The sequence below is a fragment of the Streptomyces sp. NPDC005483 genome (assembly GCF_040606035.1).
Taxonomy (GTDB): Bacteria; Actinomycetota; Actinomycetes; order Streptomycetales; family Streptomycetaceae; genus Streptomyces.
Window position 1 is genome coordinate 276,156 of record NZ_JBEXEA010000008.1, and the last position, 25,306, is coordinate 301,461.

The 25,306-nt window shown below is 71.3% G+C and carries 22 protein-coding genes; 5 read left to right on the top strand and 17 right to left on the bottom strand.

Features of this window, described 5'->3' with window-relative positions; genetic code table 11:
* Positions 1-435: 435 nt before the first annotated feature.
* A complete protein-coding gene (locus ABZT06_RS18035) occupies positions 436-1,386 on the bottom strand; it encodes a 2-hydroxyacid dehydrogenase (protein ID WP_355741290.1) in 951 nt (316 codons plus the stop codon).
* 75 nt (positions 1,387-1,461) lie between these two features.
* Between ABZT06_RS18035 and ABZT06_RS18040 the strand changes: the two genes are divergently transcribed.
* Both ABZT06_RS18040 and ABZT06_RS18045 read left to right on the top strand, forming a co-directional pair.
* Complete coding sequence (locus ABZT06_RS18040) at positions 1,462-2,460, top strand: aldo/keto reductase (protein ID WP_355741292.1); 999 nt, start codon at positions 1,462-1,464, stop codon at positions 2,458-2,460.
* 377 nt (positions 2,461-2,837) lie between these two features.
* Entirely contained in the window at positions 2,838-4,052 is a 1,215-nt protein-coding gene (locus tag ABZT06_RS18045; protein ID WP_355741294.1) for a PQQ-dependent sugar dehydrogenase, read from the top strand.
* On the opposite strand, the gene ABZT06_RS18050 is transcribed toward ABZT06_RS18045, so the two are convergent.
* From ABZT06_RS18050 to ABZT06_RS18080, 7 genes are all read right to left on the bottom strand, one after another.
* Positions 4,049-4,261 carry a DUF6191 domain-containing protein gene (locus ABZT06_RS18050; RefSeq protein ID WP_355741296.1) on the bottom strand — a complete coding sequence of 71 codons (213 nt, stop codon included), beginning with the start codon at positions 4,259-4,261 and terminating at the stop codon, positions 4,049-4,051. The two genes, ABZT06_RS18045 and ABZT06_RS18050, sit on opposite strands and share 4 nt — an antisense overlap.
* 35 nt (positions 4,262-4,296) lie before the next feature.
* Complete coding sequence (locus ABZT06_RS18055) at positions 4,297-7,356, bottom strand: AAA family ATPase (protein WP_355741298.1); 3,060 nt, start codon at positions 7,354-7,356, stop codon at positions 4,297-4,299.
* 140 nt (positions 7,357-7,496) lie between these two features.
* On the bottom strand, positions 7,497-7,682 hold the full coding sequence (locus ABZT06_RS18060) for a hypothetical protein (protein WP_355741483.1): 186 nt from the start codon (positions 7,680-7,682) through the stop codon (positions 7,497-7,499).
* A gap of 196 nt (positions 7,683-7,878) precedes the next feature.
* Complete coding sequence (locus ABZT06_RS18065) at positions 7,879-8,454, bottom strand: hypothetical protein (protein ID WP_355741300.1); 576 nt, start codon at positions 8,452-8,454, stop codon at positions 7,879-7,881.
* Between the two features lie 35 nt (positions 8,455-8,489).
* On the bottom strand, positions 8,490-9,065 hold the full coding sequence (locus tag ABZT06_RS18070) for a GNAT family protein (protein ID WP_355741302.1): 576 nt from the start codon (positions 9,063-9,065) through the stop codon (positions 8,490-8,492).
* Positions 9,043-11,271 carry an MMPL family transporter gene (locus ABZT06_RS18075; protein ID WP_355741304.1) on the bottom strand — a complete coding sequence of 743 codons (2,229 nt, stop codon included), beginning with the start codon at positions 11,269-11,271 and terminating at the stop codon, positions 9,043-9,045. The genes ABZT06_RS18070 and ABZT06_RS18075 overlap by 23 nt, the downstream gene beginning before the upstream one ends.
* A 192-nt stretch (positions 11,272-11,463) precedes the next feature.
* Entirely contained in the window at positions 11,464-11,769 is a 306-nt protein-coding gene (locus ABZT06_RS18080) for a hypothetical protein (protein WP_355741306.1), read from the bottom strand.
* Between the two features lie 140 nt (positions 11,770-11,909).
* Here ABZT06_RS18080 and ABZT06_RS18085 point away from each other — a divergent pair, with 140 nt between their 5' ends.
* Positions 11,910-12,725 carry a methyltransferase domain-containing protein gene (locus ABZT06_RS18085; protein WP_355741309.1) on the top strand — a complete coding sequence of 272 codons (816 nt, stop codon included), beginning with the start codon at positions 11,910-11,912 and terminating at the stop codon, positions 12,723-12,725.
* A 51-nt stretch (positions 12,726-12,776) separates the two neighbouring features.
* Here ABZT06_RS18085 and gatB read toward each other — a convergent pair whose 3' ends face one another.
* From gatB to ABZT06_RS18130, 9 genes are all read right to left on the bottom strand, one after another.
* On the bottom strand, positions 12,777-14,291 hold the full coding sequence (gene gatB, locus ABZT06_RS18090) for an Asp-tRNA(Asn)/Glu-tRNA(Gln) amidotransferase subunit GatB (protein WP_355741311.1): 1,515 nt from the start codon (positions 14,289-14,291) through the stop codon (positions 12,777-12,779).
* Positions 14,292-14,306: 15 nt separating this feature from the next.
* Positions 14,307-14,546, bottom strand: a complete 240-nt coding sequence (locus ABZT06_RS18095; protein ID WP_031051298.1) for a hypothetical protein — start codon at positions 14,544-14,546, stop codon at positions 14,307-14,309.
* Positions 14,543-16,036, bottom strand: coding sequence for an Asp-tRNA(Asn)/Glu-tRNA(Gln) amidotransferase subunit GatA (gene gatA, locus ABZT06_RS18100; protein ID WP_355741313.1), 1,494 nt, complete (start codon positions 16,034-16,036; stop codon positions 14,543-14,545). Before gatA ends, ABZT06_RS18095 begins: the two co-directional genes overlap by 4 nt.
* A 5-nt stretch (positions 16,037-16,041) precedes the next feature.
* Complete coding sequence (gatC, locus tag ABZT06_RS18105; RefSeq protein ID WP_007384860.1) at positions 16,042-16,338, bottom strand: Asp-tRNA(Asn)/Glu-tRNA(Gln) amidotransferase subunit GatC; 297 nt, start codon at positions 16,336-16,338, stop codon at positions 16,042-16,044.
* Positions 16,339-16,477: 139 nt separating this feature from the next.
* The gene (locus ABZT06_RS18110) at positions 16,478-18,712 is read right to left on the bottom strand and encodes a bifunctional diguanylate cyclase/phosphodiesterase (RefSeq protein WP_355741315.1); all 2,235 of its coding nucleotides are present in this window, start codon (positions 18,710-18,712) and stop codon (positions 16,478-16,480) included.
* A gap of 272 nt (positions 18,713-18,984) precedes the next feature.
* Positions 18,985-21,177: an NAD-dependent DNA ligase LigA gene (gene ligA / locus ABZT06_RS18115; protein ID WP_355741317.1), complete on the bottom strand. Its 2,193-nt coding sequence runs from the start codon at positions 21,175-21,177 to the stop codon at positions 18,985-18,987.
* A 15-nt stretch (positions 21,178-21,192) separates the two neighbouring features.
* Positions 21,193-22,194: a methionine synthase gene (locus ABZT06_RS18120; RefSeq protein WP_355741319.1), complete on the bottom strand. Its 1,002-nt coding sequence runs from the start codon at positions 22,192-22,194 to the stop codon at positions 21,193-21,195.
* A gap of 189 nt (positions 22,195-22,383) precedes the next feature.
* Positions 22,384-23,073, bottom strand: a complete 690-nt coding sequence (locus ABZT06_RS18125; protein WP_355741321.1) for an SDR family oxidoreductase — start codon at positions 23,071-23,073, stop codon at positions 22,384-22,386.
* Positions 23,074-23,096: 23 nt separating this feature from the next.
* Positions 23,097-23,636: a TIGR00730 family Rossman fold protein gene (locus ABZT06_RS18130; protein ID WP_355741323.1), complete on the bottom strand. Its 540-nt coding sequence runs from the start codon at positions 23,634-23,636 to the stop codon at positions 23,097-23,099.
* 50 nt (positions 23,637-23,686) lie between these two features.
* Here ABZT06_RS18130 and ABZT06_RS18135 point away from each other — a divergent pair, with 50 nt between their 5' ends.
* Together ABZT06_RS18135 and ABZT06_RS18140 are read left to right on the top strand one after the other, a co-directional pair.
* Entirely contained in the window at positions 23,687-24,010 is a 324-nt protein-coding gene (locus ABZT06_RS18135; RefSeq protein WP_355741325.1) for a DUF427 domain-containing protein, read from the top strand.
* Between the two features lie 37 nt (positions 24,011-24,047).
* The gene (locus tag ABZT06_RS18140) at positions 24,048-24,830 is read left to right on the top strand and encodes an alpha/beta hydrolase (RefSeq protein WP_355741328.1); all 783 of its coding nucleotides are present in this window, start codon (positions 24,048-24,050) and stop codon (positions 24,828-24,830) included.
* Positions 24,831-25,306 lie beyond the last annotated feature (476 nt).

Sequence of the window (25,306 nt, forward strand, 5' to 3'; positions counted from 1 at the left end):
CCTCCCGGTCCGCGCCGCTCCGGGGTCCCGGGGGTCCGGGTGCGCCGGGTGCGCATGCCTCCTGCGGCTGCTGTGCCTGCGGTGATGAGGGCTGTGGTGACCGCCGTGACCGGCGTGGTGGCCGCGTCTGCGCGCGGCCGCGTGCCAGGGTCGGAGCCGGCTGTCCCGCCGCGTCGGATCGTTGGTCCATAGGCCGTGCATCGCCCGTCGCCCCCCTCACAGTCTGCAAAGTCCATCCCCGGCGCCGAACGGTGCGCGGCGCAGCCCCTGTCGGGACGATACACCAGTCTCGTCACTCAGGGACATAGTTCCTCTACGCTCCGTGACGACCAGCGGCGATGTGAGCACGGAACGCGTCCGAAAGATTGCGGAGGGTACCGGAAACGGATTACACGCCTGTTGCGCGCCCGCGCCCGACAGCGCGCTTCGTACGCGTCACGCGCCGCCCGGTCCCGTCGTAAGGATCACGTTGCGCAAGGGCTCCTGGTTCACATAACGGTTCAACTGATCCACCAACAGGCGCTTTGCGCGCGGCAGGAACGCCGACGTGGGTCCTCCGACATGGGGGCTGACGAGTACGCCCGGCGCCTGCCACAAGGGGTGGCCCTGGGGCAGCGGCTCGGGATCGGTGACGTCGAGGGCGGCGGTGATGCGGCCGGTCTCCAGCTCGGCGAGCAGCGCCTTGGTGTCGACGACGGGGCCGCGGGCGACGTTCACGAGGAGCGCGCCGTCCTTCATACGGGCAAGGAATTCGGCGTCGGCCAGGTGACGCGTGGTCTCGTCGAGGGGCGTGGACAGGATCACGACGTCCGCCTCCGGGAGCAGGGCGGGCAGCTCGGCGAGGGGGTGCACGGGGCCGCGCTCCGTGGTGCGCGCGGAGCGCGCGACGCGCGCCACCCGCGCGATCTCGAACGGCACGAGCCGGTCCTCGATGGCGGAGCCGATGGAGCCGTAGCCGACGATGAGGACGGTCTTGTCGGCGAGGGCGGGGTGGAACCCGCCGCGCCACTCCCCCTTGTCCTGGGCCCGCACGAAGTCGGGGATCCCGCGCAGCGAGGCGAGGACCAGGGTGAGGGTGAGTTCGGCGGTGCTCGCCTCGTGGACGCCGCGGGCGTTGCACAACCGCACGCCGGGACGCAGGTGCTTCAGGCCCGATGTCACGTTGTCGACGCCCGCCGACAGCGTCTGTACGACCTCGACGGAACTCAGGTGCGGCATCGGCCGCAGGACCACGTCCAGGGGCTTCATGTAGGGGACGACGTAGTACGCGCAGTCGGCCGGGTCCGCCGGGAAGTCCTCCTGGCCGTTCCAGAAGCGGTAGTCGGGGCCCTCGGGGAGCCCCTCGATGTCGTCGGGCGGGATGGGAAGCCACACGTCAGCACTCATGCTCTGGAGGCTATGTCAGGTGCCCGGGAGCCCAGAGGTTAGGTTGGGGGCCGGAAGAGGGAGGGTCACGAGCAGGTGGAGCGCAGGACGATCGGCGCGGCGGCACTCGCGGTGGGAGCCGTCGGACTCGGGTGCATGCCGATGAGCTGGGCCTACAGCGGGTCGCGGCAGCGGGGTGACGAGTCGGTCAGGGCCGTGCACCGGGCGCTCGATCTGGGCTCGACGCTGCTGGACACGGCCGACATGTACGGCCCGTTCACCAACGAGCTGCTGCTGGGCCGGGTGTTGAAGGAGCGGCGCGGGGACGCGTTCGTGTCCACCAAGGTCGGTCTGCTGGTGGGTGAGCAGCACATCGTGGCCAACGGCCGCCCCGGCTACGTGAGAAGAGCCTGCGACGCGTCGCTGCGGCGGCTACAGACCGATGTGATCGACCTCTACCAACTGCACCGCGAGGACCCCGAGGTTCCGGTCGAGGAGACCTGGGGGGCGATGGCGGAGCTCGTACAGGCCGGAAAGGTACGGTCGTTGGGGCTGTGCGCGATGGGGGCGCGGGGTGGGCGCCGCTCGGGAACACGGTTGTACGACGCGACGATCCGGCAGTTGCGGCGGGTCCAGCAGGTCTTCCCGGTGAGCGCCGTGGAGGCGGAGTTGTCGGTGTGGTCGCCGGAGGCTCTGCACACGCTGGTGCCGTGGTGCGCGGAGCGCGGTGTCGGCTTCCTCGCGGCGATGCCCCTCGGCAACGGCTTCCTGACCGGCACCCTGACCCCGGGCGAGGGCTTCGAACCGGACGACGTCCGTGCGCGCCATCCCCGCTTCACCGCCGAGATGATGGCCGCGAACCAGCCGATCGTCTCCGGCCTGCGCCGCATCGCGGCCCGGCACGGGGAGGGGGTGACCCCGGCCCAGGTGGCGCTGGCGTGGGTACTGGCGCAGGGCAGCCACGTGGTCCCGGTGCCGGGGAGCAAGCAGGAGCGCTGGGTGACGGAGAACGCGACGGCGGCCGCACTGCGGCTGACCGCGCAGGACCTCTCGGAGGTGGCGGAGCTGCCGTCGGCGCAGGGGTCGTGGGACTGACGGGTCCCCTGATTGCGCCGGGGTCGCGCGTCTGCGAGCCGGCGGCCGCACTGGGGAGCTTGGGGTCGGGGGACCAGCCCGCGGCACGGGGGGTGGGATCGAGGGGGCAGGCCACGGCACATGAGGGTCGTGGAGCCGGCTGACTGCGCCGGGGCCACGGGACTGGCGGACCGGCACACGGGCCACGGGCCACGGGCCACGGGCCACGGGCTACGGGCTACGGGCTACGGGCTACGGGCTACGGGACCCTCAGCCCCACGACAGCACCCGCGCCACGACATCCCAGCCCCCGACCGGCACACGAGTCACGCGCTTTGCGGGAAGCGGTGCGCGCATCGGGTCCCGGAGATCGGGAACCTGCGGGGGGCGAGCGGTGTATGACAGGTAGAACCCGCCGCTTCGAAGGGACCAAGATCGTGCATCGTCGAGCTGTGACGGCCGTGCTGGCCGCGACCACGCTCCTGCTGACGGCCGGCTGCTCCTCCGACGGCGGAGGAGGGGGCGGCGGCTCGCCGGACGGAGGGGGCACCGCCTCGTCCAGCGGTACGGCCTCGGGGTCGTCGCCCACTCAGCAGGCCGCGGAGGCGACCCCGCCGGCGAAGGGCTCGGTGAAAGTGGTCCGCACGGTCGCCGAGGACCTCAAGACCCCCTGGGGCCTCGCCCCGCTCCCGGACGGCGACCTGCTCGTCTCCTCACGGGACGAGGGCACGATCACCCGGGTCGACGGACAGTCCGGCAAGAAGACGGAGCTGGGCCAGGTCTCCGGCGTCTCCGCAGCCGGCGAGGGCGGCCTCCTGGGCATCGCCCTGTCCCCGGACTACGCCTCGGACCACATGGTCTACGCCTACTTCACCTCCGCCTCGGACAACCGCGTCGTCAGGATGGTCTACGACGAGCAAAAGGCGTCCGGCGAACAGCTCGGGGCCCCCGACACCGTCTTCAAGGGCATCCCGAAGGGCTACATCCACAACGGCGGCCGGATCGCGTTCGGCCCGGACGGCATGCTGTACGCGGGCACGGGTGAGAGCGGCAACACCGGCCTGTCCCAGGACCGCGAGTCCCTGGGCGGCAAGATCCTGCGGCTCACCCCGGAGGGCGACCCGGCCCCGGGCAACCCGTTCCCGGACTCCCCGGTGTATTCGTACGGGCACCGCAATGTGCAGGGCCTCGCCTGGGACTCCAAACAGCGACTGTTCGCCTCGGAGTTCGGCCAGGACACCTGGGACGAGCTGAACGCGATCAAGCCGGGCGACAACTACGGCTGGCCTACGGCCGAGGGCAAGTCGGACGACAAGAAGTTCCACAACCCGGTCGCCCAGTGGCACACCGACGACGCCTCCCCCAGCGGTGTCGCCTATGCCGAGGGCTCCATCTGGATGGCCGGTCTGAAGGGCCAGCGCCTGTGGCGCGTCCCGTTGAAGGGCACCGCGGCCTCGGCCGACCCCCAGGCGTTCCTGAAGGGGGAGTACGGCCGGCTGCGCACGGTGGTCTCCGCGGGCGGGGACAAGCTGTGGCTGGTCACCAGCAACACCGACGGCCGCGGCAGCCCCAAGGCAGGGGACGACAAGATCCTGGAGATACAGGTCAGCTAGCCGGACGCAGCCGGACGCTCGTCCAGGTCCTCGCCCGCGTCCTCGCCCGGCTCGGGCCGGCGGACGACGACCTTCCCGGACGTGAGATCTATCGGTCCGCGTCCGGGGTCGCCGTCGCCGACGTCCTCACGGGTCAGCTCGAGCCGCTTCTGCTCGTCATGGGTGTGCTTGCGGCCGGGTGCGAACAGTTCCTCGAACATGTTGAACATGCGGCCTCCCCTGCCGGTCTCCTACACCGTACGCCTCACTCCGTGATCGGCGCGTGGAGAGCCGCCGCGGGGAACAGTCCCAGCCGGTGCGCGACCGCCGCCGCCTCTCCTCGTCCGGAGACGCCGAGCTTGGCGAGGATGTTGGACACGTGGACGCTGGCCGTCTTCGGGGAGATGAAGAGTTCCTCGGCGATCTGGCGGTTGGTGCGGCCGAGGGTGACCAGGCGCAGGACGTCGCGTTCGCGGCCGGTGAGGCCGAGGGAGCGGACCGGGTCGGCCCGGTCGTGCGCCGGGGCCGCGGTCAGGGCGAGGCGGGCACGCTGGGCGAGCAGCGTGACCGCGTCGGCGAGGGGCCGGGCGCCGAGGTGGTCGGCGGCGGCGTGGGCGAGACGCAGGAGTTCGGTGGCCCGGTCGCGCTCGGGCTGCTCGGCGCCGCCGGGTGCCGACAGGAGGGCCTGGGCGAGCCGGTGGCGGACGCGGGCGAGGGCGTAGGGGCGTTCCAGGGGCTCGAAGGCGGTGAGGGCCTCGCACCAGTGGTCGGGGGTGTCGGCGCTCTCGGCGCGCAGCAGTTCGGCGCGCAGCCAGCGTTCATGGGCCAGCCAGACGGGCGCGTTGGTGGCGAGGGGCTTGGCGGCCTCCCGGATGCGGTCGAGGACCTTCGTGCGGCCCGGTTCGGCGACGGGCAGGCCGAGGCTGTCGGCCTCCATGGTGGCGGCGGTGAGGAGCAGTGGCCAGGCGTAGCGCTGGGTGCCGGGCGGGAAGCCGGAGTCCAGCACGCGTTCGAGTTCGGCGCGGGCGTCCAGGAGGCGGCCTTCGGCGGCGGCGATGGCGATGGCCAGTTCACAGAGGGGGATCTCGTGTTGCGGAGCCTTGTCGTGGGTGCCGAAGTAGCCGCGCGCGGCCGCCAGTTGGCGGGCCGCCTCGGACAGCTCGCCACGGGCGAGGGCGAGTTGGGAGCGGGTGGCGGCGTGGAAGCCACGGGGTTTGGCGCTCTGGCCGACGAGTTCGGCCTGGGTGGCGGCTTCCGCGGCCCGGTCCCAGCGGCCCAGGGCGTAGAGGGATTCGGCGAGGTTGCCCCAGATCCAGGCCTCCTTGTCGGACAGGCCGAACCTCCGGGCGTAGCCGATCCCTTCTTCGAGGACGGGCACGGCTTCCCGCGAACGCCCGAGGGCTTCGAGGGCGCTGGGCAGATTCACGTAGACACGGCTGGCGACGGCGGAGATGCCGTCCTGGAGAGTCTGCCGCAGGATCTCGAACATCTCGGCCAGCCCGGTCTCGACGCCGCCGGACTCGACGATCAGGCCCGCGTGGGTGAGCCGCGCGTTCATCTCGATCTCGCGGGCGCCCACCATGCGGGCGTACTCCACGGCGCGCTCGGCGGCCGAGACGGCCTCGGGGCCGGGGATGTGGATCATGGACCAGTGGGCGACGTCGGCGAGGACCTCGGCGTGCACCTCGGAGGGTGGCAGGCCGCGGACCAGGTCCTCGGCGGTGGCCAGTTCGGCCCAGCCGTCGCCGCGGGTCAGTCCCTGGACGAGGTGGGAGCGCTGGACCCAGAACCAGGCCGCGCGCAGGGGGTCCCCGTCGTCCTCCAGGAGGTGCAGCGCCCGCTTGGTGATCTTCAGGGCACGTTCGCGTTCGCCGCCCAGGCGGCCGGCGACGGCGGCCTCGGCCATGAGGTCGAGGTAGCGCAGCGGGGTGGTGGCGGGGTCGCAGCCGCAGGGAGGGTAGACCTCGGTGTAGTCGACGGGGCGCAGGGCGGCCCGGACGTCCTCGGGCGCGGTGTCCCACAGCTCCATCGCGCGTTCCAGGAGCCGGAGTTGTTCGGAGTAGGCGTGCCGGCGGCGGGCGGTGACGGAGGCGTCGAGGACGGCGGGGAGCGCCTTGGCGGCGTCGTGGGCGTGGTACCAGTAGCTGGCCAGGCGCATGACCCGCTCGTCGGCGGGGACGAGCGTGGGGTCGGCCTCCAGGGCTTCGGCGTAGCGGCGGTTGAGGCGGGAGCGTTCGCCGGGCAACAGGTCGTCGGCGACGGCCTCGCGGACCAGGGAGTGCCGGAAGCGGTAGCCGTCGCCGTCGGGTGCCGGGATGAGGATGTTGGCGTTCACGGCGACCCGCAGCGCCTCGATGAGGTCGTCCTCGGCGAGCCGGGTGACGGCGGCGAGCAGCCGGTACTCCACGGTGGAGCCGCCCTCGGCGGCGACCCGGGCGACCCGCTGGGTGCTCTCGGGCAGCCCCTCGACGCGGACCAGGAGCAGGTCTCGGAGCGAGTCGGTGAGGCCGGTGCCGCAGCCCTCGGTGGCGCAGACGGCGAGTTCCTCGACGAAGAAGGCGTTCCCGTCGGAGCGTTCGAAGATCTCGTCGACCTGGGCGGGGTTCGGTTCGGTGGCGAGGATCCCGGCTATCTGGCGGCTCACCTCGTCCCGGTTGAAGCGGCCGAGTTCGATGCGGCGGACCGTGCGCAGGCGGTCGAGTTCGGCGAGCAGGGGGCGCAGCGGGTGGCGGCGGTGGATGTCGTCGGCGCGGTAGGTGGCGAGGACGACCAGGCGGCCGGTGCGCAGGGTGCGGAAGAGGTAGGCCAGGAGGTGGCGGGTGGAGGCGTCGGCCCAGTGGAGGTCCTCCAGGGCGAGGACGACGGTGCGCTCGGCCGCGACGCGTTCCAGGAGGCGCGCGGTGAGCTCGAACAGGCGGGCCAGGCTCTCCTCGTCGTGCCGGCCGGCGCCCCGGGCGGGGATCGCCTCACCGACCTCGGGCAGCAGCCTGGCCAGTTCCTCCTCCTGACCGGCGGCCGCGGCGGCCACTTCCTCGGGCAGGGCGCGGCGCAGGGCGCGCAGGGCGGTGGAGAAGGGCGCGAAAGGCAGTCCGTCGGCGCCGATCTCCACGCAGCCGCCGAGGGCGACGACCGCGCCCTGCCGGCAGGCGGCGGTGGCGAACTCCTCGACGAGCCGGGTCTTGCCCACCCCGGCCTCGCCACCGAGCAACAACGCCTGCGGCTCGCCCGCTTCGGCGCGGGCGAGCGCTTCGTTCAGGCTGTTCAGCTCTTCGGTGCGGCCGACGAACACGGGACTGACGGACCTGGTCTCCACGGGCCCGAGCATTACACGCGGGTCCGACACCACGTCACCCGTTTTCGGAGCGGGCCCGGTTTCCCGACCGGCCCCGGTCGCGGGGAGGACGGTAGCGGTGGTGACCGCGGGGAGGGGCTGAGCCGTGCGGCCGTCCTCCCTCCCTCGGGCGCTCACGCCGTGCGGAGGAACCGGTGCCGCCGGGGGCGGTCGGTATGTGCCTCCTCCGCGGTGCGTTCGGCGGCTTCACGACGGGCGGCGCGGCGGCCGCGCAGGGTCTCGCGGACGAGGCGCTCGTGCTCGGCCTGGCGGATGAGTTCGGTGGACCGGTACTGGGAGATCTCGTACTCGGGATACATGGCGTCGTCCTTGTCGGAGTCGGTTTCGGGCTTCGCTTTCTGCGATGCCTCCACCTTCGTCTCCGAGGCGGGTCCGCCACATCGGGAGAGTTCCGCATCTTCGGGGGCCGCGGGGGCCTTAGACGCGCAGGAGGGGCCTCAGGGGCTCCGTAAGGTACCTACGGATGCCCTAAGACCCCTCGTGACCTGCGGTTGTTCAGCCCGCGGAGGGCAGGTCCAGCAGGAGGCCGGTGTACTTGAGGACGGCCAGGAGCAGGCCGATGACCCCGAGTGCGACACCGCCCCAGGCGACGGACTTGATCCACACGGCCTGCGGCTTGCCGGGGGCGCCGAAGGCGGGCCGGGCCAGCACGGCGACACCGACGACCAGGGCGAGCAGCGCGAAGAGGCCGCCCCAGAGCGCGGTGGTCTGCCAGGCGTCGCCGTAGACCTCCTTGACCTGCTTGGCGACGGTCGCGGTGGACGAGGTCTGCAGCTGTCCGACGAGGGTCTCGCGGGCGGCGGCCACGGTGCCGATCCAGCTGCCGGTGAGCGAGACCAGGCCGAGCGCGGCGGAGACGACGGCGCCCGCGCCCTGGCCGACGCCGGTGGGGCCCTCCTCCTGGGCGGCCCCGGGCAGCTCGTCCTCGTGATCGGCGGTGATCTCGTCGTCGGCCGTGGTGTCCTCGGCCTCCGTCACCTCGTCGGTCTTGGCGACACTCACCTTCTGCTCGTCGGTCGTGGCCTCGGCGCCCGTCTCGGCGCCGGTCTCGTCAGCTGTCTTCGTTCCCATGTCGGGCACCGTACGGATCCTGTCTGAGAGGGGTCTTAATGATCGTTCCGGGCTGCTCGCGCGCGTGTCTCACGCCACTCGGGGGCGAGAATCGACCACACCTCGAGGTCGTGCCGTACGCCACGATAGGGGTGGGCCTGACGGCGGACTCCGTCGCGGGTCATTCCCAGGCGCCGGGCGACGTTGATGCTGGCCGTGTTTCCGGACGCGGCGACCCATTCGATCCGGTGGATGCCGCGTTCTTCGACCACCCAGTCGATCAGCACCCTCATGGCGCGGGTGATCAGTCCGCGGCCGGTCGCGGCGGGCTCCAGCCAGCAGCCGACCTCGCAGTTGCCCTGCTCGGCGTCGAAGTTCAGGGCGAGCACACCGCCGACGAGCTTTCCGTCCAGCCAGATGCCGTGGTAGCCGCCGGTGTCGTCGGCGCGCATCCGGGCGTACCGCTGGAGTGTCTCGCGCGCGGAGGCCACGTCGACGGCCTGGGAGCCGAAGGGGATGAACTGTCCGATGAACTCGCGGCCCCGCTCCAGGTTGGCCAGGAACTCCTCCGCGTGCCAAGGCTCCAGGGGCCGCAGTTCCGCCCTGTCGTCACCCAGCGATATCGCGTACATCCTCGTCCCGCTCCTTCTCCAGCTCCTGCACGACCTCGTCCAGCCTTTCATGCGCGGCACGGCACTCGGGGGGCTCGATGCTGATGCGGGGCATCCGGCTCTCCAGCCAGCCCGGCAGCCACCAGTTGGCGCCGCCGAGCAGGTGCATGAGGGCCGGGACCAGGAGGGTGCGCAGGACGAAGGCGTCGAGGGCCACGGCGGCGGCGAGCGCGATGCCGAACATGGCGATCACGCGGTCACCGCTGAGGACGAAGGCGAGGAAGACGGAGATCATGATGACCGCGGCGGAGTTGATCACCCGGCTGGTCTCGGCGAGGCCGACGCGGACGGCCCTCCGGTTGTCGCCGGTCTCCAGCCACTCCTCGTACATCCGGCTGACCAGGAACACCTGGTAGTCCATGGAGAGACCGAAGAGGACCGAGACCATGATCACCGGCAGGAAGGGCTCGATCGGGCCCGCGCGCCCCAGTCCCAGCAGTTCGCTCCCCCAGCCCCACTGGAAGATCGCGACGACCACTCCGAAGGCGGCGGCGACGGCGGCGACGTTCATCGCGGCCGCCTTCAGCGGGATGCCGACGGAGCGGAACGCGAGCAGGAGCAGCAGACAGCCCAGGCCGATGACGACACCGACGAACAGGGGCAGCTTGCCGACGATGACGTCCGCGAAGTCGTCGTACGAGGCGGTCATCCCGCCGACGTGGAGGTCGAGGGAGGTGCCGGTCTCGGCGCGCGGCAGCACCTCGGTGCGCAGCCGGTCCACGAGGTCGCTGGTCTGCTGGGACTGCGGTGCCGACTCGGGGACGATCGTGAAGTAGGCGAGGTCGCCGCCGGTGTCGTAGGTCACCGGGGTGGTGGACGCGATGCCCTCGGTGGTGCGCAGGGTGGCGTCGAGGTTGTCGAGGAGGAGCTTGTCCTCGGCGCCGTTCACATGGGTCACCAGCGTCAGCGGGCCGTTGACGCCGGGGCCGAAGCCGTCCGCCAGGAGGTCGTACGCCTGCCGGGTGGTCGCGGACCGCGGGTCGTTGCCCTGGTCGGAGGTGCCGAGCCGCAGGCCCAGGGTGGGCAGGGCGAGGACGGTGATGACGACCAGGGCGATGGCGCCGAGCAGTTTGGGGTGCCGTTCCACGAACGCGGACCAGCGGTGGGCGAACCCGGTGGGCAGTTCGGGTTCGGGCCCGTGCTCGGCGAGGCGGCGCCGCTCGCGTCGGCTCAGGGCGCGCATGCCGATGAGGGAGAGCAGGGCGGGCAGCAGGGTCACGGACGCGGCGACCGTGAGGACCACCGTCAGGGAGGCGGCGATGGCGACGCCGTTGAGGAAGCCGAGCCGGAGGATCAGCATCCCGAGCAGGGCGATGCAAACCGTGGCACCCGCGAAGACGACCGCGCGTCCGGTGGTGGTGACGGCGTTCTCGACGGACTCGGCGACGCCCAGCCCCCGTTTGAGGCCGCGCCGGTGTCTGGTGACGATGAAAAGCGCGTAGTCGATGCCGACGCCCAGCCCGATCAGCATGCCGAGCATGGGCGCGAAGTCGGCGACGGTCATGGCGTGCCCGAGCAGCACGATCCCCGCGTACGCGGTGCCCACACCGACCAGGGCGGTCGCGATGGGCAGCAGCGAGGCGGCGAGCGAGCCGAAGGCCAGGAACAGCACGAGGGCGGCGACGAGCACGCCCACGATCTCGGCGACATGGCCGCCCGAGGGCTCGGTGAGGGCGACGGCGCTGCCGCCCAGCTCCACCTGGAGCCCGTCGGCCTCGGCGTCCTTGGCGGTGTCCACCACGGCCTTCGCCTCGGAGGCGTCGATGTCCTCGGCCGAGTCGGCGAAGGTGACGGTGGCGTACGCGGTGTGCCCGTCGGCGCTGATCCGGCCGGCGCCCGGGTCGTCGTACGGGCTGACGACGGCGGCCACCCCGGGCAGGTCCGCGATCTTGTCCAGGGTGGCCGTCATCGTCTGCTCGACGTCGGCCTCCCGCACCGAGCCCGACGTGAGGTGCCAGACAACGGTGTCGCTGTCGCCTCCGAGGTCCGGGAAGCCGTCCTGGAGCAGCTGGGTGGCGCGGCCCGACTCGGTGCCGGGGACCTCGTAGTCGTTCGAGTACGCGGAACCGGTGACGACGGCGGCCGCGCTCACGCCGCCGAGGGCGAGGAGCCACAGGAGGACGACGACCAGGCGTCGTCGGACACACCAGCGTGCAAGGGCTGCCACGAACGTGCTCCCAGGGTGGTGAATTGTGGATCTTTGACCGGGAACAGTCGTCCATGGGTGAACGGCCCGCAAAGAACGCATGAGCAATGCGTGGACCACTCTTGCAGGCAAAAGTGATCGTTTATCGCCATCGTGCGGTTATTCACAGGAGTGGGAGACAGATCACAGGACAGTAACGGCCACTCTGTCACCTCAGTCGAACTGGTCGCCCAGCGCCATCACCATGACGCCGGCGATCAGCAGCCACAGCGCTCTGCGGGTGCGCCCCCGGGAGCCCAGGAACGCCGCGAGCGCGCACACCGCGGCCCCGAAGGCGTAGGCCGCCGGCACGAGTGCGGGGGCGGAACCGGCCGCGCGGAGCGCCGCCGCGGCCAGGCCGGCGAGGGCCAGCAGAGCGCCGGTGCCGGAAGCCGTCCAGCGGGCCCGCCGGGCGTCCAGCACCTGGCCGTCGTACTCCTTCTGTATGTCGGATGGCTCGGAATTCGCAGGACCGTTCATGGCGGGCGAGCGTAGCGTGTTCCGCTGAGCTACCCCGGGTCCGTCCGGCCCCCGACCGAAGCAGGTGCGTTGTTTGAGCGTCCGACCGAGCTCCGTCGTATCCCTTTCCGTCTCTCAGGACTCAAGGAGCCCGTTCACCGATGCCGGACGACATCACCCAGAGGACCTCGCGGACCTCGAATGAAGACCTCGCCCAGCGGCTGACCCAGGCCCGCTACCCCCGCAGCAACAGCTACGACGCCCGCTGGGTCGTCGAGAACCAGATGGGCCCGAACGCGCTGTGGCTGCTGGAGTGGCTCGCGCCCGCCCTGGGCCTGGACACCCTGCGCCCCTGCGCCCGCGTGCTCGACCTGGGCTGCGGCCGGGCGATGACCTCGGTCTTCCTGGCCAGGGAGTACGACGTCCAGGTCACCGCGGCCGATCTGTGGGTCAAGCCGGACGAGAACGCGAAGCGCATCGCCGAGGCCGGTTTCGCCGACCGGGTGCTGCCGGTGCATGCCGAGGCGCACGACCTGCCGTTCGCCGAGGGCAGCTTCGACGCGATCGTGAGCATCGACGCCTACCAGTACTTCGGCACCAACGACCTCTATCTGCCCACGCTGACCCGGCTGCTGAAGCCGGGCGGGCGGATCGGGATCGTGGTACCGGCGCTCAGGGAGGAGATCGAGGGGACCGAACCCCCGGAACACCTCAAGCCCTTCTGGGACCCCGGTTTCTGGGCGTTCCACTCCGCCGGCTGGTGGCGGCGCCAGTGGACGCGCAGCGGGGCCGTCGAGGTCGAGACCGCCGAATGGCAGCCCGACGGCTGGAAGGACTGGCTGCTGTGGAGCGAGGTCTGCGCCGAGGAGAGCCCCTACGCGTGGATGGCCGACATGGCCCGCGACTCGGTGGATCTGATGCGCGCCGACGAAGGCCGGACGCTCGGATTCGTACGGCTCGTAGGCCGCCGTAAGTAACGGTACGGCCCCGGAGGACATGTCCTCCGGGGCCGTACTCGGCGCTCTGGCTCAGCCTTCGCCGACGCCCAGCTTCTCCAGGATCAGCTCCTTGACGCGGGCCGCGTCGGCCTGGCCACGGGTGGCCTTCATGACCGCGCCGACCAGGGCGCCCGCCGCGGCGACCTTTCCGGAACGGATCTTGTCGGCGATGCCCGGGTTGCCGGCGATGGCCTCGTCGACAGCCGTACCAAGCGCTGAATCGTCCGACACGACCTTCAGACCGCGCTTCTCGACGACCTCGTCCGGGGTGCCTTCGCCCGCGAGGACGCCTTCGATGACCTGACGGGCCAGCTTGTCGTTGAGGTCGCCCTTGGCGACGAGCTCGGTGACCCGGGCGACCTGCGCCGGGGTGATCGAAAGCTCGTCGAGCGACTTGCCCGACTCGTTGGCGCTGCGGGCCAGTTCGCCCATCCACCACTTGCGGGCGGAGGCCGCGTCGGCACCGGCGTCGATGGTGGCGACGATCGGGTCCAGGGCACCGGCGTTGAGGATCGACTGCATGTCGAGGGCCGAGATGCCCCACTCCGCGACGAGGCGGTTGCGGCGCACCAGCGGCAGTTCGGGCAGCGCGGCCCGGATCTCCTCGACCCACTCACGCGAGGGGGCCACCGGAACGAGGTCCGGCTCGGGGAAGTACCGATAGTCCTCGGCCTCTTCCTTCACGCGACCCGAGGTCGTGGACCCCGTGTCCTCGTGGAAGTGCCGGGTCTCCTGGATGATCGTCCCGCCGCTGTTCAGTACGGCGGCGTGCCGCTGGATCTCGAAACGGGCCGCGCGCTCCACGGACCGCAGCGAGTTGACGTTCTTCGTTTCGGAACGCGTGCCGAACTTCTCGCGGCCGTGCGGGCGCAGCGACAGGTTCACGTCGCAGCGCATCTGCCCCATCTCCATGCGGGCTTCCGAGACGCCGAGCGCCTTGATGACCTCGCGCAGCTCACGGACGTACGCCCGCGCGACCTCGGGAGCCCGCTCGCCGGCGCCCTCGATCGGCTTGGTGACGATCTCGATGAGCGGGATGCCGGCGCGGTTGTAGTCGAGGAGCGAGTGCGAGGCGCCGTGGATACGGCCCGTCGCGCCGCCCACGTGGGTCGACTTGCCGGTGTCCTCCTCCATGTGCGCGCGCTCGATCTCCACACGGAAGGTCTCGCCGTCCTCCAGCTGCACGTCGAGGTAGCCGTTGAAGGCGATCGGCTCGTCGTACTGGGAGGTCTGGAAGTTCTTCGGCATGTCCGGATAGAAGTAGTTCTTCCGGGCGAAACGGCACCACTCGGCGATCTCGCAGTTCAGCGCGAGACCGATCTTGATGGCCGACTCGATGCCGATCGCGTTGACGACCGGGAGCGCGCCGGGCAGGCCGAGGCAGGTGGGACAGGTCTGCGTGTTGGCGTCCTGACCGAGCTCGGTCGAACAGCCGCAGAACATCTTGGTCTTGGTGCCGAGTTCGACATGGACCTCGAGGCCCATGACGGGGTCGTACGACGCGAGAGCGTCCTCGTACGACACCAGGTCGGTCGTGATGGTCACGGTGTAACTTCCCTCTCAGCCCAGCAGGACGTCGTCGTCGCCCAGCCGCTTCAGCTCGCGGTACAGGACGGCGAGGCCGGTGACGACGGCGACGGCGGCCACGGTGGCGTCGATCAGGACCAGCGTGTCGCTCTCGGCGCGCGCCTTCTTGAGTCGCTTGGCGACACCGATGGCGCCGAACGCGGTGGTGGCGATGGACAGGTACGTGCCGGACTTGGACTTCTTGAAGTCCTTCGCCTTGGTCAGCTTGCTCACAGCGACGGTGCCTCCTCCAGGAGCGGGTGGCCCCACCTTTCCACGAAGGCAGCCTCGACGGCGGCGCCGACCTTGTAGAGACGGTCGTCCTTCAGGGCCGGGGCGATGATCTGCAGACCGACCGGGAGGTTGTCCTCCGGGGCGAGACCGCACGGCAGCGACATGGCCGAGTTGCCCGCGAGGTTGGTCGGGATGGTGCACAGGTCGGCCAGGTACATCGCCATCGGGTCGTCGGCGCGCTCGCCGATCGGGAAGGCGGTGGTCGGGGTCGTCGGGGAGACGATCACGTCGACCTGCTCGAAGGCCTTCTCGAAGTCGCGCGTGATGAGCGTGCGGACCTTCTGCGCGGAGCCGTAGTAGGCGTCGTAGTAGCCGCTGGAGAGGGCGTAGGTGCCGAGCATGATGCGGCGCTTGACCTCGGGGCCGAAGCCCGCCTCACGGGTGAGGGAGGTGACCTCCTCGGCCGAGTGGCTGCCGTCGTCGCCGGTCCGCAGGCCGTAGCGCAGGCCGTCGAAACGGGCGAGGTTGGAGGAGCACTCGGAGGGCGCGATCAGGTAGTACGCGGAGAGCGCCAGGTCGAAGGACGGGCAGTCCAGTTCGACGATCTCGGCGCCCAGCTCCTTGAGGAGGGCGACCGACTCGTCGAAGCGCTGGATGACACCGGCCTGGTAGCCCTCGCCGCGGAACTGCTTCACGACACCGACGCGCATGCCGTCGACACTGCCGTTGCGGGCGGCCTCGACGACCGGCGGAACGGGCGCGTCGATGGAGGTGGAGTCGAGCGGGTCGTGCCCGGCGATGACCTCGTGCAGAAGCGCCGCGTCCAGGACCGTACGGGCGCAGGGGCCGCCCTGGTCGAGGGAGCTGGAGAACGCCACCATGCCGTAGCGGGAGACCGCCCCGTACGTCGGCTTCACGCCGACCGTGCCGGTGACGGACGCCGGCTGGCGGATGGAGCCGCCGGTGTCGGTGCCGATGGCGAGGGGCGCCATGTGCGCGGCCAGCGCGGCGGAGGAGCCGCCGCCGGAGCCGCCCGGGATCCGGGTGAGGTCCCAGGGGTTGCCGGTCGGGCCGTAGGCGCTGTTCTCGGTGGAGGACCCCATGGCGAACTCGTCCATGTTGGTCTTGCCGAGGATGACGACGTCGGCGGCCTTCAGCCGCTTGGTGAGGGTCGCGTCGTACGGCGGGATCCAGCCCTCGAGGATCTTCGAGCCGACGGTCGTCGGGATGCCCTCGGTGGTGAAGATGTCCTTGAGCGCGAGCGGGACGCCGGCGAGCGGGCCGAGCTTCTCGCCCCTGTCCCGCTTCTCGTCGACTGCACGGGCCTGCGCGAGGGCGCCCTCGCGGTCGACGTGCAGGAAGGCGTGCACCTTCTCGTCGACGGCCTCGATACGGGCCAGGTGGGCCTCGGTGACCTGCACGGCCGTGAGCTCACCGGAGGCGATTTTCGCGGCGGTCTCGGCGGCGGTCAGCTTGATGATGTCCGTCATGGCGGTTAGTCCTCCCCCAGGATCTGCGGCACCTTGAAACGCTGCTGCTCCTGGGCCGGGGCGCCGGAGAGCGCCTGCTCGGGGGTGAGCGACGGACGGACCTCGTCCGCCCGCATGACGTTCGTCAGCGGGAGCGGGTGCGAGGTCGGCGGTACGTCTTGGTCGGCGACCTCACTGACGCGTGCGACCGCGCCGATGATGTCGTCCAGCTGTCCCGCGAAGTGCTCGAGCTCTTCGGGCTTCAGCTCCAGACGCGCCAGCCGTGCGAGGTGAGCGACCTCCTCGCGCGTGATGCCAGGCATGCAGCGATCCTCTGGGGTGGGTGAGTGTGTGTGGTTTGGGGCCAATCCTATGGGTCACGGCCGGATGGCCGTTAAACGGTTTCCCGTAGCCGACGGCAACGGGCAGGCCCCATACCGCACCAAAGGATGCCTGGACGGGTCACTCCGCCGCCGGCAGCGCCGCCCTCGGCCGCTGCCAGCCCCTCGATCCCCTGGCCAGCAGCCAGGCCGTGGTCTCCTCCGGCGGCATCGCCGCCGCCACCAGCCAGCCCTGTACGGCGTCGCAGCCCATGTCGCGCAGCCGCTCCCAGGTCTCGTCGTCCTCCACGCCCTCCGCGACGACGAGGAGGCCCAGGGAGTGGGCGAGGTCGACCGTGCAGCGGACGATCTCCGCGTCCTCGGTGTCGACGGCCAGCTTGGCCACGAAGGAGCGGTCGATCTTCAGTTCGCTGACGGGGAGGCGGCGCAGGTGGACCAGGGAGGAGTAACCCGTGCCGAAGTCGTCCAGGGACATCTTCACGCCGTGCCCGGTCAGTGCGGCGAGGGTGTCCGCGGCCCGCGAGGGGTCCTCGAGGAGGACGTGTTCGGTGATCTCCAGTTGGAGCGCTCCCGCGGGGACGCCGTGCCGGGCCAGGCGCGCCGCCACCGAGCCGGCGAAGCCCGGGGTGTGGACGTCACGCGGGGAGACGTTGACCGCCACCGGGACGAACAGGCCCTGCGCCCGCCACTCGGCGACCTGGCCGAGAGCCGTGTCGAGGACGTACTCGGTGAGGTAGGGCATCAGCCCGGACGACTCGGCGATCGCGATGAACTCGTCCGGCGGCACCTTCCCGCGCTCCGGGTGCACCCAGCGCACCAGGGCCTCCAGACCGGCGACCTGTCCGTCGAAGCGGACCTTGGGCTGGTAGTGCAGCTGTACCTCGTGGGCGTCCAGGGCCCGGCGCAGATCGCCCAGCAGCCCGAGCCGGTCGGGGGTGTTGGAGTCCCGCTTGGACTCGTACACCTCTACGCCCGTACGGTCCCGCTTGGCCTGGTACATCGCCACGTCCGCCCGCCGCAGCAGCCCCTCGGCGTCCACCGCGTGGTCGGGGAAGACGGCGACCCCGGCGCTGGCCTCCAGGACCAGGGTGAGCCCGTCGAGGTCGAGCGGGGAGCTGAGGGCCGCGACCAGGTTGCGGGCGACCCGGGTCGCGGAGGTCGTGGAGTCGGCGACGGGCAGTAAGACGGCGAACTCGTCGCCGCCGAGCCGCGCCGCCTCCGCCCCGCGCGGCAACGCGATCCGCAGCCGGTCGGCGATCTGCAGGAGCAGCCGGTCACCGGCGAGGTGGCCCAAAGTGTCGTTGACCGAGCGGAAGCGGTCGAGGTCGATGAGCATCAGGGCGGACCGGGCGCCGATGCGCTCGGCGTCGTCCAGGGCGGTCCAGATGCGCTCGAGGAGCCACTGCCGGTTGGGCAGTCCGGTCAGGGGGTCGCGCAGTTGCTCCTCGGCGCGGGCCCGGGCCATCCACAGGGTGGAGTCGAGGGCGATGAGCGGGATCGCGAAGAGCGGGAGCAGCACCGGCTTGGCGGCGGCGACCACGCAGACCAGCGGGGCGATGCCGAGCAGCGCGACCGCGACCAGGCCCTGTCTGACCAGGGCGGTGCGGGCCACGGTGGGCAGACCGGCGTGGCGTGAGGAGTGCAGGTACCAGCCCAGGACCCGGGTGACCGCGAGATAGGCCACGGCGACCAGGACCACCTCGGGGCCGGTGTAGAAGGTCCAGGTGTCGGGGTTCCAGGGGGTCTCGACGGACGGCGCCTGACCGAACACGGCAAGAACCAGCGCGCCGGCGGCTATGCCGAGGATGTCCACCGCGCCGTGGGAGATACCCTGCCGCCAGCGGTGGCGCCGGGCTATGCCGACCAGCAGCACGACGGTGAGGCTGACCATGCCGGCGGGCACCCAGCCGTACAGCAGCAGGACGGCGAGGGTCAGGGCGGCGCCCGAGCCGGTGCCGCCCCACCAGCGGGCTCGGCCGAGAGCGACCAGATGGCCGACGATGACTCCGGTCAGCACGGCCAGTGACCAGCCGACGGTGCCGGACGGGAAGAGCGCGTGGCCGCCGGTGAAGGCCCGGTAGAAGCCCGCGCCCAGCACGAATCCGGCCGCCGCGACGACCGCCGTCGGCAGCGCGGGCCAGGAAAGGTGCCGGTCAGGCTCGTGGTCCGGCATACCGGGGGAACGCTCGGCGGTGAGCTGCGCGGCACCGGTGCCGCGGGCCGCGGTGTACTGTCCGGCGACCCGCCCCTCCGCGCCCGGGCGCCCCGAAGGCCGCCCGGCCCACCGGCTCGCCCGCCACGCGCCGGTGAGCCGGCGCAGCCGTGAGTCCGGGGCGGCGCTCTCGGTCGGTTCCATTCCCGTCCCTCTCACAGCCGGCGGTGCCCACGCCACGCGGCTCGTTCGCCCGACAAAACCCTGAACGGCGCCGCGTTGGAAAACCCTTCGCCTTGCTCATCAGGAGCAAGGGAATGCCCCGACCGCAGCTGGGCACGGCAGGCGCACATCTCAACAGTAGGCCGCAGAAGGCTTCCACGGGCAGCGGTCGTCGACGGTTGCCCGAATGCGCCCCGGCCACCCGTATGCATCTGGTATGCGCCGATCGGGTGGCCTTCAACCGCGGCTCCTCGCTACTCCTCCGTGGGAAGCGCCACATCGGTGGCCGCCTCGGGGCCCTGTTCCAGGAGGACGTCGAAGCCGTCCTCGTTCAGAACAGGCACCTTGAGTTGCATCGCCTTGTCGTACTTAGAACCAGGATTGTCACCTACGACTACGAAAGACGTCTTCTTCGAAACCGAACCGGTTACTTTCGCCCCTCTGGTCTGCAGGGCCTCCTTGGCACCGTCGCGGGTGAAGCGCTCCAGGGTGCCGGTCACGACGACGGTGAGGCCCTCGAGGGGACGCGGGCCCTCCTCCTCCCCCGAACCCTCCTCCTCCGTGCGCACACCGGCGGCCTTCCACTTGCGCAGGATCTCCTGGTGCCAGTCCTCCGCGAACCACTCCTTGAGGGACTTGGCGATGATCGAGCCGACACCGTCGGTGTGCGCCAGCTCCTCCTCGCTCGCCTGCTCGATGCGGTCGATGGAACGGAAGTTGCGCGCCAGCGCCTCGGCGGCGACGGGGCCGACATGGCGGATCGACAGACCGGTCAGGACCCGGGCGAGCGGACGCTCCTTGGCGGCCGCGATGTTCTCCAGCATGGCCACCGCGTTCTTCTTCGGTTCGCCCTGCTGGTTGGCGAAGACCGTGGCGATCTTCTCCTCGCCGGTCTTCGGGTCGCGCTTGGGCAGACCGCTGTCCTGGTCGAGGACGTACGCCCTGATGGGCAGCAGTTGCTCGATGGTGAGGTCGAACAGGTCGCCCTCGTCGGCCAGCGGCGGATCCGAGGGCTCCAGCGGCTTGGTGAGCGCGGCCGCGGCGACGTACCCGAAGTGCTCGATGTCCAGCGACTTGCGCCCCGCGAGGTAGAACAACCGTTCGCGCAGCTGGGCGGGGCAGGTGCGGGCGTTGGGGCAGCGCAGGTCGACGTCGCCCTCCTTCATGGGCCGCAGCGCGGTGCCGCACTCGGGGCACTCGGCCGGCATCACGAACTCGCGCTCGCTGCCGTCGCGCAGGTCGACGACCGGACCGAGGATCTCCGGGATGACGTCACCGGCCTTGCGCAGCACCACGGTGTCGCCGATGAGGACACCCTTCAGCTTGACGACGTCCTGGTTGTGCAGGGTGGCGAACTCGACCTCCGAGCCCGCCACCGTCACCGGTTCCACCTGGGCGTACGGCGTGACCCTGCCCGTACGGCCCACGCCCACGCGGATGTTGATGAGCTTGGTGTTGACCTCCTCGGGCGCGTACTTGTACGCGATCGCCCAGCGCGGGGCGCGGGAGGTGGAGCCGAGGCGGCCCTGCAGGGGGATCTCGTCGAGCTTGACGACGGCCCCGTCGATCTCGTGCTCCACGGAGTGGCGGTTCTCGCCGAAGTAGGCGATGAACTCCCGCACGCCGTCGAGACCGTCGACCACCTTGTTGTACTTCGCGGTGGGCAGGCCCCAGGACTTGAGGAAGTCGTAGCCCTGGGAGAGGCGGTTCATGCCGTCGAAGCCCTCCAGGGCGCCGATGCCGTGCACGACCATGTGGAGGGGGCGGGTGGCGGTGACGCGCGGGTCCTTCTGACGCAGTGAACCGGCCGCCGCGTTGCGCGGGTTGGCGAAGGGCTTGTCGCCGGCCTCGACCAGACGGGCGTTGAGCTCCTCGAACTTCTCCATCGGGAAGTAGACCTCGCCGCGGATCTCCACGAGGTCGGGGACCTTGTCGCCGGTGAGGCGGTCCGGGATCTCGGCGATCGTGCGGACGTTGGGCGTGATGTCCTCGCCGGTGCGGCCGTCGCCGCGGGTCGCCGCGCGGGTGAGGCGGCCGTGCTCGTAGGTGAGGTTGACGGCGAGGCCGTCGACCTTGAGCTCGCACAGCAGGTGGTAGTCGGTGGTGCCGACGTCCTTGGCCACCCGCTCCGCCCAGGCCGCCAGCTCCTCGTCACTGAACGCGTTGTCCAGGGAGAGCATGCGGGAGCGGTGCTGGACGGACGTGAACTCGGTCTCGTACGCCCCCGCGACCTTCTGTGTCGGCGAGTCGGGGGTGCGCAGCTCGGGGTACTCCTCCTCGAGGGCTTCGAGGGAACGCAGAAGCTTGTCGAAGTCGGCGTCGCTGATGACCGGCGCGTCGTTCACGTAGTACCGGAAGCGGTGCTCCTCGATCTGCTCAGCGAGCTGCGCGTGCTTCTCCCGTGCCTCCGAGGGCACCGTCGTCTCCGCTTGCTTGTCGCCGGCCACCGTGTTGTCCTCCCGTTACTCTGGGTTGTCCGCGAGGGACCTCGCCGCCTGGACGCAGTGGGCGAGAGCCTTGCGCGCGTACTCGGGGGAGGCCCCCGCGAGTCCGCACGACGGAGTGACCGTGACCGCCTCCGCGAGAAGTCCCGGATGCAGCCCCAGCCTGCGCCACAGCGTCCTGACACCCATGACGCTACCGGCAGGGTCTGACAATGCCGCGTCCGTACCCGGCACGACACCGGCGAAGAGCCGCGTCCCCCCTTCCACCGCCTCACCGATCGCGTCGTCGTCACGCTCGGTGAGGAGCGAGAAGTCGAAGGAGATCGCCGACGCGCCCGCCCTCCGCAGCAGCGCGAAGGGGACGTCCGGTGCGCACGAGTGGACCACGACGGGACCGCCCGCGTGAACCCCGACGACCTCGCGCAGGCCGGCCTCGACGACCTGCCGGTCCACGGCCCGGTGGGTCCGGTACCCGCTGGCGGACCTCACCTGCCCCCTCAGCACGGCGATGAGGGAGGGCTCGTCGAGCTGGAGCACGATCTGCGCGCCGGGGACCCTGTTCCGCACCTCCTCCAGGTGCAGCCTCAGCCCTTCCGCGAGCGAGGCGGCGAGGTCCCGGCAGGCGCCGGGGTCGGACAGGGCGACCTCGCCGTTCCTCAGCTCCAGCGCGCCGGCGAGCGTCCAGGGGCCGACGGCCTGCACCTTCAGCTGCCCCGCGTACCCCTGGGTGAACTCCTCCAGTGCGTCGAGGTCCTCCCCCAGCCAGGACCGCGCCCGCTTGGTGTCCCGGCCCGGCCGGTCCCCGAGCCGCCATCCGCTGGGCTCCACGCGCGCGTACAGCTCGACGAGCATGCCCGCGGTGCGGCCGATCATGTCGGCTCCGGGGCCGCGGGCGGGCAACTCGGGCAGGAACGGGAAGTCCTCGAAGGAGCCGGTGGCGGTCCTGGCGGCCTCACGGGCGTCGCCGCCGGGGAGGGAGCCGATGCCGGTGGCGGGGGCGAAGCGGATGTCTGCGGTCACGTGTGAAGCCTACGTAGGTCGCGGCGGGGGTGTTCTCGCCCCCTTCGACCCCGCTCCTCAAACGCCGGACGGGCTGATCTCAGCCCGTCCGGCGTTTGAGGACTAGGCCCCTTCAGGGACGATGGGGGTCTGGGCGCGCAGGCCCCCAGGGGCGGGCCGGGTAGGGGCGGCGGGGGCGAAGGGAAGTCCTCAGCGCCCCGGACGCACCGTCAGGTCATTGATCTCCGCATCCCTGGGGAGGTCGATCGCCGTCAGGATCGTCGTGGCGACCGACTCGGGGTCGATCCACTGCGCGGGGTCGTACTCCTTGCCCTCCTGCTGGTGGACCTTCGCCTGCATAGGGCTGGCCGTGCGGCCGGGGTAGACCGAGGTGACGCGGACGCCGTTGCCGTGCTCCTCGTGGCGCAGGGAGTCCGCCAGGGCCTTCAGGCCGTGCTTGGAGGCGGCGTACGCGGACCAGTCGGCGTGCGCGTTCAGACCCGCGCCCGAGTTCACGAACACCACCTGGCCCCGGGCTGCCCGGAGTTGGGGCAGGAAGTGCCGGGTCAGCTCGGCCGGGGCGATCAGGTTGACGTTCAGCTGGTGACGCCAGGCCTTCGGGGTCAGGTCGCCGACCGGGCCGAGGTCGACCACGCCCGCGATGTGCAGCAGGGAGTCCACCCGGTCCGGCAGCGTCTGGTGCGAGAAAGCCCAGCTCAGCTTGTCCGGGTCCGCCAGGTCCCCGACCAGGGTCCGCGCCCCGGGGAACTCGGCGGCCAGCTCCTTCGCACGGCCCGCGTCGCGCGCGTGCAGCACGAGTTCGTCCCCGCGCGCGTGCAGACGCCGGGCCACCGCCGCGCCGATGCCGGACCCCGCTCCGGTGATCACATGTGTAGCCATGCCGCCATGCTCGCATCACGGCGTCAGCGGGTACCGAGCGACTCCTCGAGGTACGCCAGCGCCCCGACCGGCTCCTCCGCGAAGAACACCAGGTCGGTGAGCGGGCGGGGCAGGAAGCCCTCGTCCTCCATACGCCGGAACTGCTCCTTGAGCCCGTCGTAGAAGCCCGCCGTGTTCAGCAGGACCACCGGCTTCTCCGTGTGCCCGTGCTTCTTCAGCTCCAGGATCTCGGTGGCCTCGTCGAGCGTGCCCGTGCCGCCCACCATGATCACCACGGCGTCGGCCTTCTCCAGGAGCAGCTTCTTGCGTTCGGCCAGGTCCTTCGTGATCACCATCTCGTCGACGCCCGGACGGACCTTCGCGGCCAGGAAATCCACGGAGACCCCGACGAGCCGTCCGCCCGCCTCCTGCACGCCGTCCGCGACCACCTTCATCAGGCCGACGTCCGAACCGCCCCACACCAGCGTGTGGCCGCCCTTGCCCAGCAGCTTCGCGAACTCCCGCGCGGGACGCGTGTAACGGTCGTCGAGGTCGGCGGCGGAGAGGAAGACGCAGATTCGCATGAGGTCACCGTACGCGGGAAGAACCGGCGGCCCGCGGGTGCTCTTCCGGTATGGCCGAAGGACACACGATCACCATCGAGCAAGTCGACCGGCACGTGCGCGTGGTGCACGGCGACCAGATCCTCGCGGAGAGCGAACGCGCCCTCGTGCTGCGCGAGACGGGCTGTCCCGAGCGGTACTACCTCCCCGCCGAGGACGTACGACTCGACCTTTTGACCCCCTCCGACACCCACACCTACTGCCCCTTCAAGGGGACCGCGTCCTACTGGTCCCTGCCGGACGCGCCCGACCTGGTGTGGTCCTATCCCGAGCCGAAGCCCGCCGTCGCCGAGATCAAGGACCACCTCTGTTTCTACGAGGTCGACGTGTCCTGACCGATGACTTCGCCGTCGTACGGCAGTCTCCACAGGCATGGACAAGAAGACTCTCTCGCGCGACGGCACACCGATCGCGTACGAACGCACCGGGCACGGCCCGGCCGTCATCCTCGTCAGCGGCGCGATGTCCACGGGCGGCACGGTCGCGCCCCTGGCCGTGCCGCTGTCCGAGCGGTTCGACGTCCTCGTGTACGACCGCCGGGGCCGCGGCGCGAGCGGCGACACGGCCCCCTACGCGGTGGCCCGTGAGGTCGAGGACCTCGCGGCGCTCATCGAGGCGGCGGGCGGCGAGGCGTGCCTGTGCGGCATCTCGTCCGGCGGAGCGCTGGTCCTGGAGGCCGCGGCGAGCGGACTGCCGGTGCGCAGGGTCGCCGTCTACGAGACGCCGTACGCCGACTTCCTGGACGGCGGTGCCGAGCGGAACGCCGAGTACACCGAGAGCCTCGACGCGGCGCTCGGCGAGGGGCGGCGCGGGGACGCGGTGGAGCTGTTCCTGCGGCTCACCGGCATGGGCGAAGAGATGATCCAGGGCGCCCGCCAGTCCCCCATGTGGCCCGGGATGGAGACGGTCGCCCCGACGCTCGCCTACGACAACGCGGTCATGGCCGGCGGTCTGGTCCCCCGGGACCGGCTGGCCTCGGTCACGGTCCCGGTGCTGGCCGTCGCGGGCGGCGCGAGCCCCGAGTGGATGCGCGAGGCCACCAGGACGGTCGCGGAGGCGGCACCGAAGGGGTCGTACCGCGTCCTGGAGGGCCAGACCCACATGGTCGACCCGAGCGCCCTCGCACCGGTCCTGGCGGAGTTCTTCGCGGACTGACGCGCGTGGCGGCCGCGGCTTGGGCGCGCGCGTCGACACGCCGGGCACACGGAGGGTGGCGCTGCACGGACGCGGACGCGCGCGTGGCGGGGCCTGGAGGTGTACGGGGCACGGGGCGACCGGTGCGCGTGCCGACACTGCCGGGCCCACGCGGGGGGCCATGCGCCTACGCACGTGCCGGGTGCCTGGGCGAGCACACGGGCTCCGGGCGGTCCGCGCACGCCGAGACGGCCGGGCACACACGGGCAGCCATACACGTACGAGCGCGTGCCGGGGCCTGGACGTACGCGCGGGCACGGGGCGGTCGACGCGCACGCCGAAGCCCGCAGGGCCGTGCGCCCAAGCGCGCATGCCGGGCTCGTCGCGCACGTCGACCCCCACGGCACACACGGGCAGCCATACACGTACGAGCGCGTGCCGGGGCCTGGACGTACGCGCGGGCACGGGGCGGTCGACGCGCACGCCGAAGCCCGCAG

Coding starts and splice junctions, on each gene's coding strand:
- ABZT06_RS18035 (WP_355741290.1), bottom strand. CDS start 1,386: ATGAGTGCTGACGTGTGGCTTCCCATCCCGCCCGACGACATCGAGGGG.
- ABZT06_RS18045 (WP_355741294.1), top strand. CDS start 2,838: ATGACAGGTAGAACCCGCCGCTTCGAAGGGACCAAGATCGTGCATCGT.
- ABZT06_RS18050 (WP_355741296.1), bottom strand. CDS start 4,261: ATGTTCAACATGTTCGAGGAACTGTTCGCACCCGGCCGCAAGCACACC.
- ABZT06_RS18055 (WP_355741298.1), bottom strand. CDS start 7,356: ATGCTCGGGCCCGTGGAGACCAGGTCCGTCAGTCCCGTGTTCGTCGGC.
- ABZT06_RS18060 (WP_355741483.1), bottom strand. CDS start 7,682: ATGTATCCCGAGTACGAGATCTCCCAGTACCGGTCCACCGAACTCATC.
- ABZT06_RS18065 (WP_355741300.1), bottom strand. CDS start 8,454: ATGGGAACGAAGACAGCTGACGAGACCGGCGCCGAGACGGGCGCCGAG.
- ABZT06_RS18070 (WP_355741302.1), bottom strand. CDS start 9,065: ATGTACGCGATATCGCTGGGTGACGACAGGGCGGAACTGCGGCCCCTG.
- ABZT06_RS18080 (WP_355741306.1), bottom strand. CDS start 11,769: ATGAACGGTCCTGCGAATTCCGAGCCATCCGACATACAGAAGGAGTAC.
- ABZT06_RS18085 (WP_355741309.1), top strand. CDS start 11,910: ATGCCGGACGACATCACCCAGAGGACCTCGCGGACCTCGAATGAAGAC.
- gatA (WP_355741313.1), bottom strand. CDS start 16,036: ATGACGGACATCATCAAGCTGACCGCCGCCGAGACCGCCGCGAAAATC.
- gatC (WP_007384860.1), bottom strand. CDS start 16,338: ATGCCTGGCATCACGCGCGAGGAGGTCGCTCACCTCGCACGGCTGGCG.
- ABZT06_RS18110 (WP_355741315.1), bottom strand. CDS start 18,712: ATGGAACCGACCGAGAGCGCCGCCCCGGACTCACGGCTGCGCCGGCTC.
- ABZT06_RS18125 (WP_355741321.1), bottom strand. CDS start 23,073: ATGGCTACACATGTGATCACCGGAGCGGGGTCCGGCATCGGCGCGGCG.
- ABZT06_RS18130 (WP_355741323.1), bottom strand. CDS start 23,636: ATGCGAATCTGCGTCTTCCTCTCCGCCGCCGACCTCGACGACCGTTAC.
- ABZT06_RS18135 (WP_355741325.1), top strand. CDS start 23,687: ATGGCCGAAGGACACACGATCACCATCGAGCAAGTCGACCGGCACGTG.
- ABZT06_RS18140 (WP_355741328.1), top strand. CDS start 24,048: ATGGACAAGAAGACTCTCTCGCGCGACGGCACACCGATCGCGTACGAA.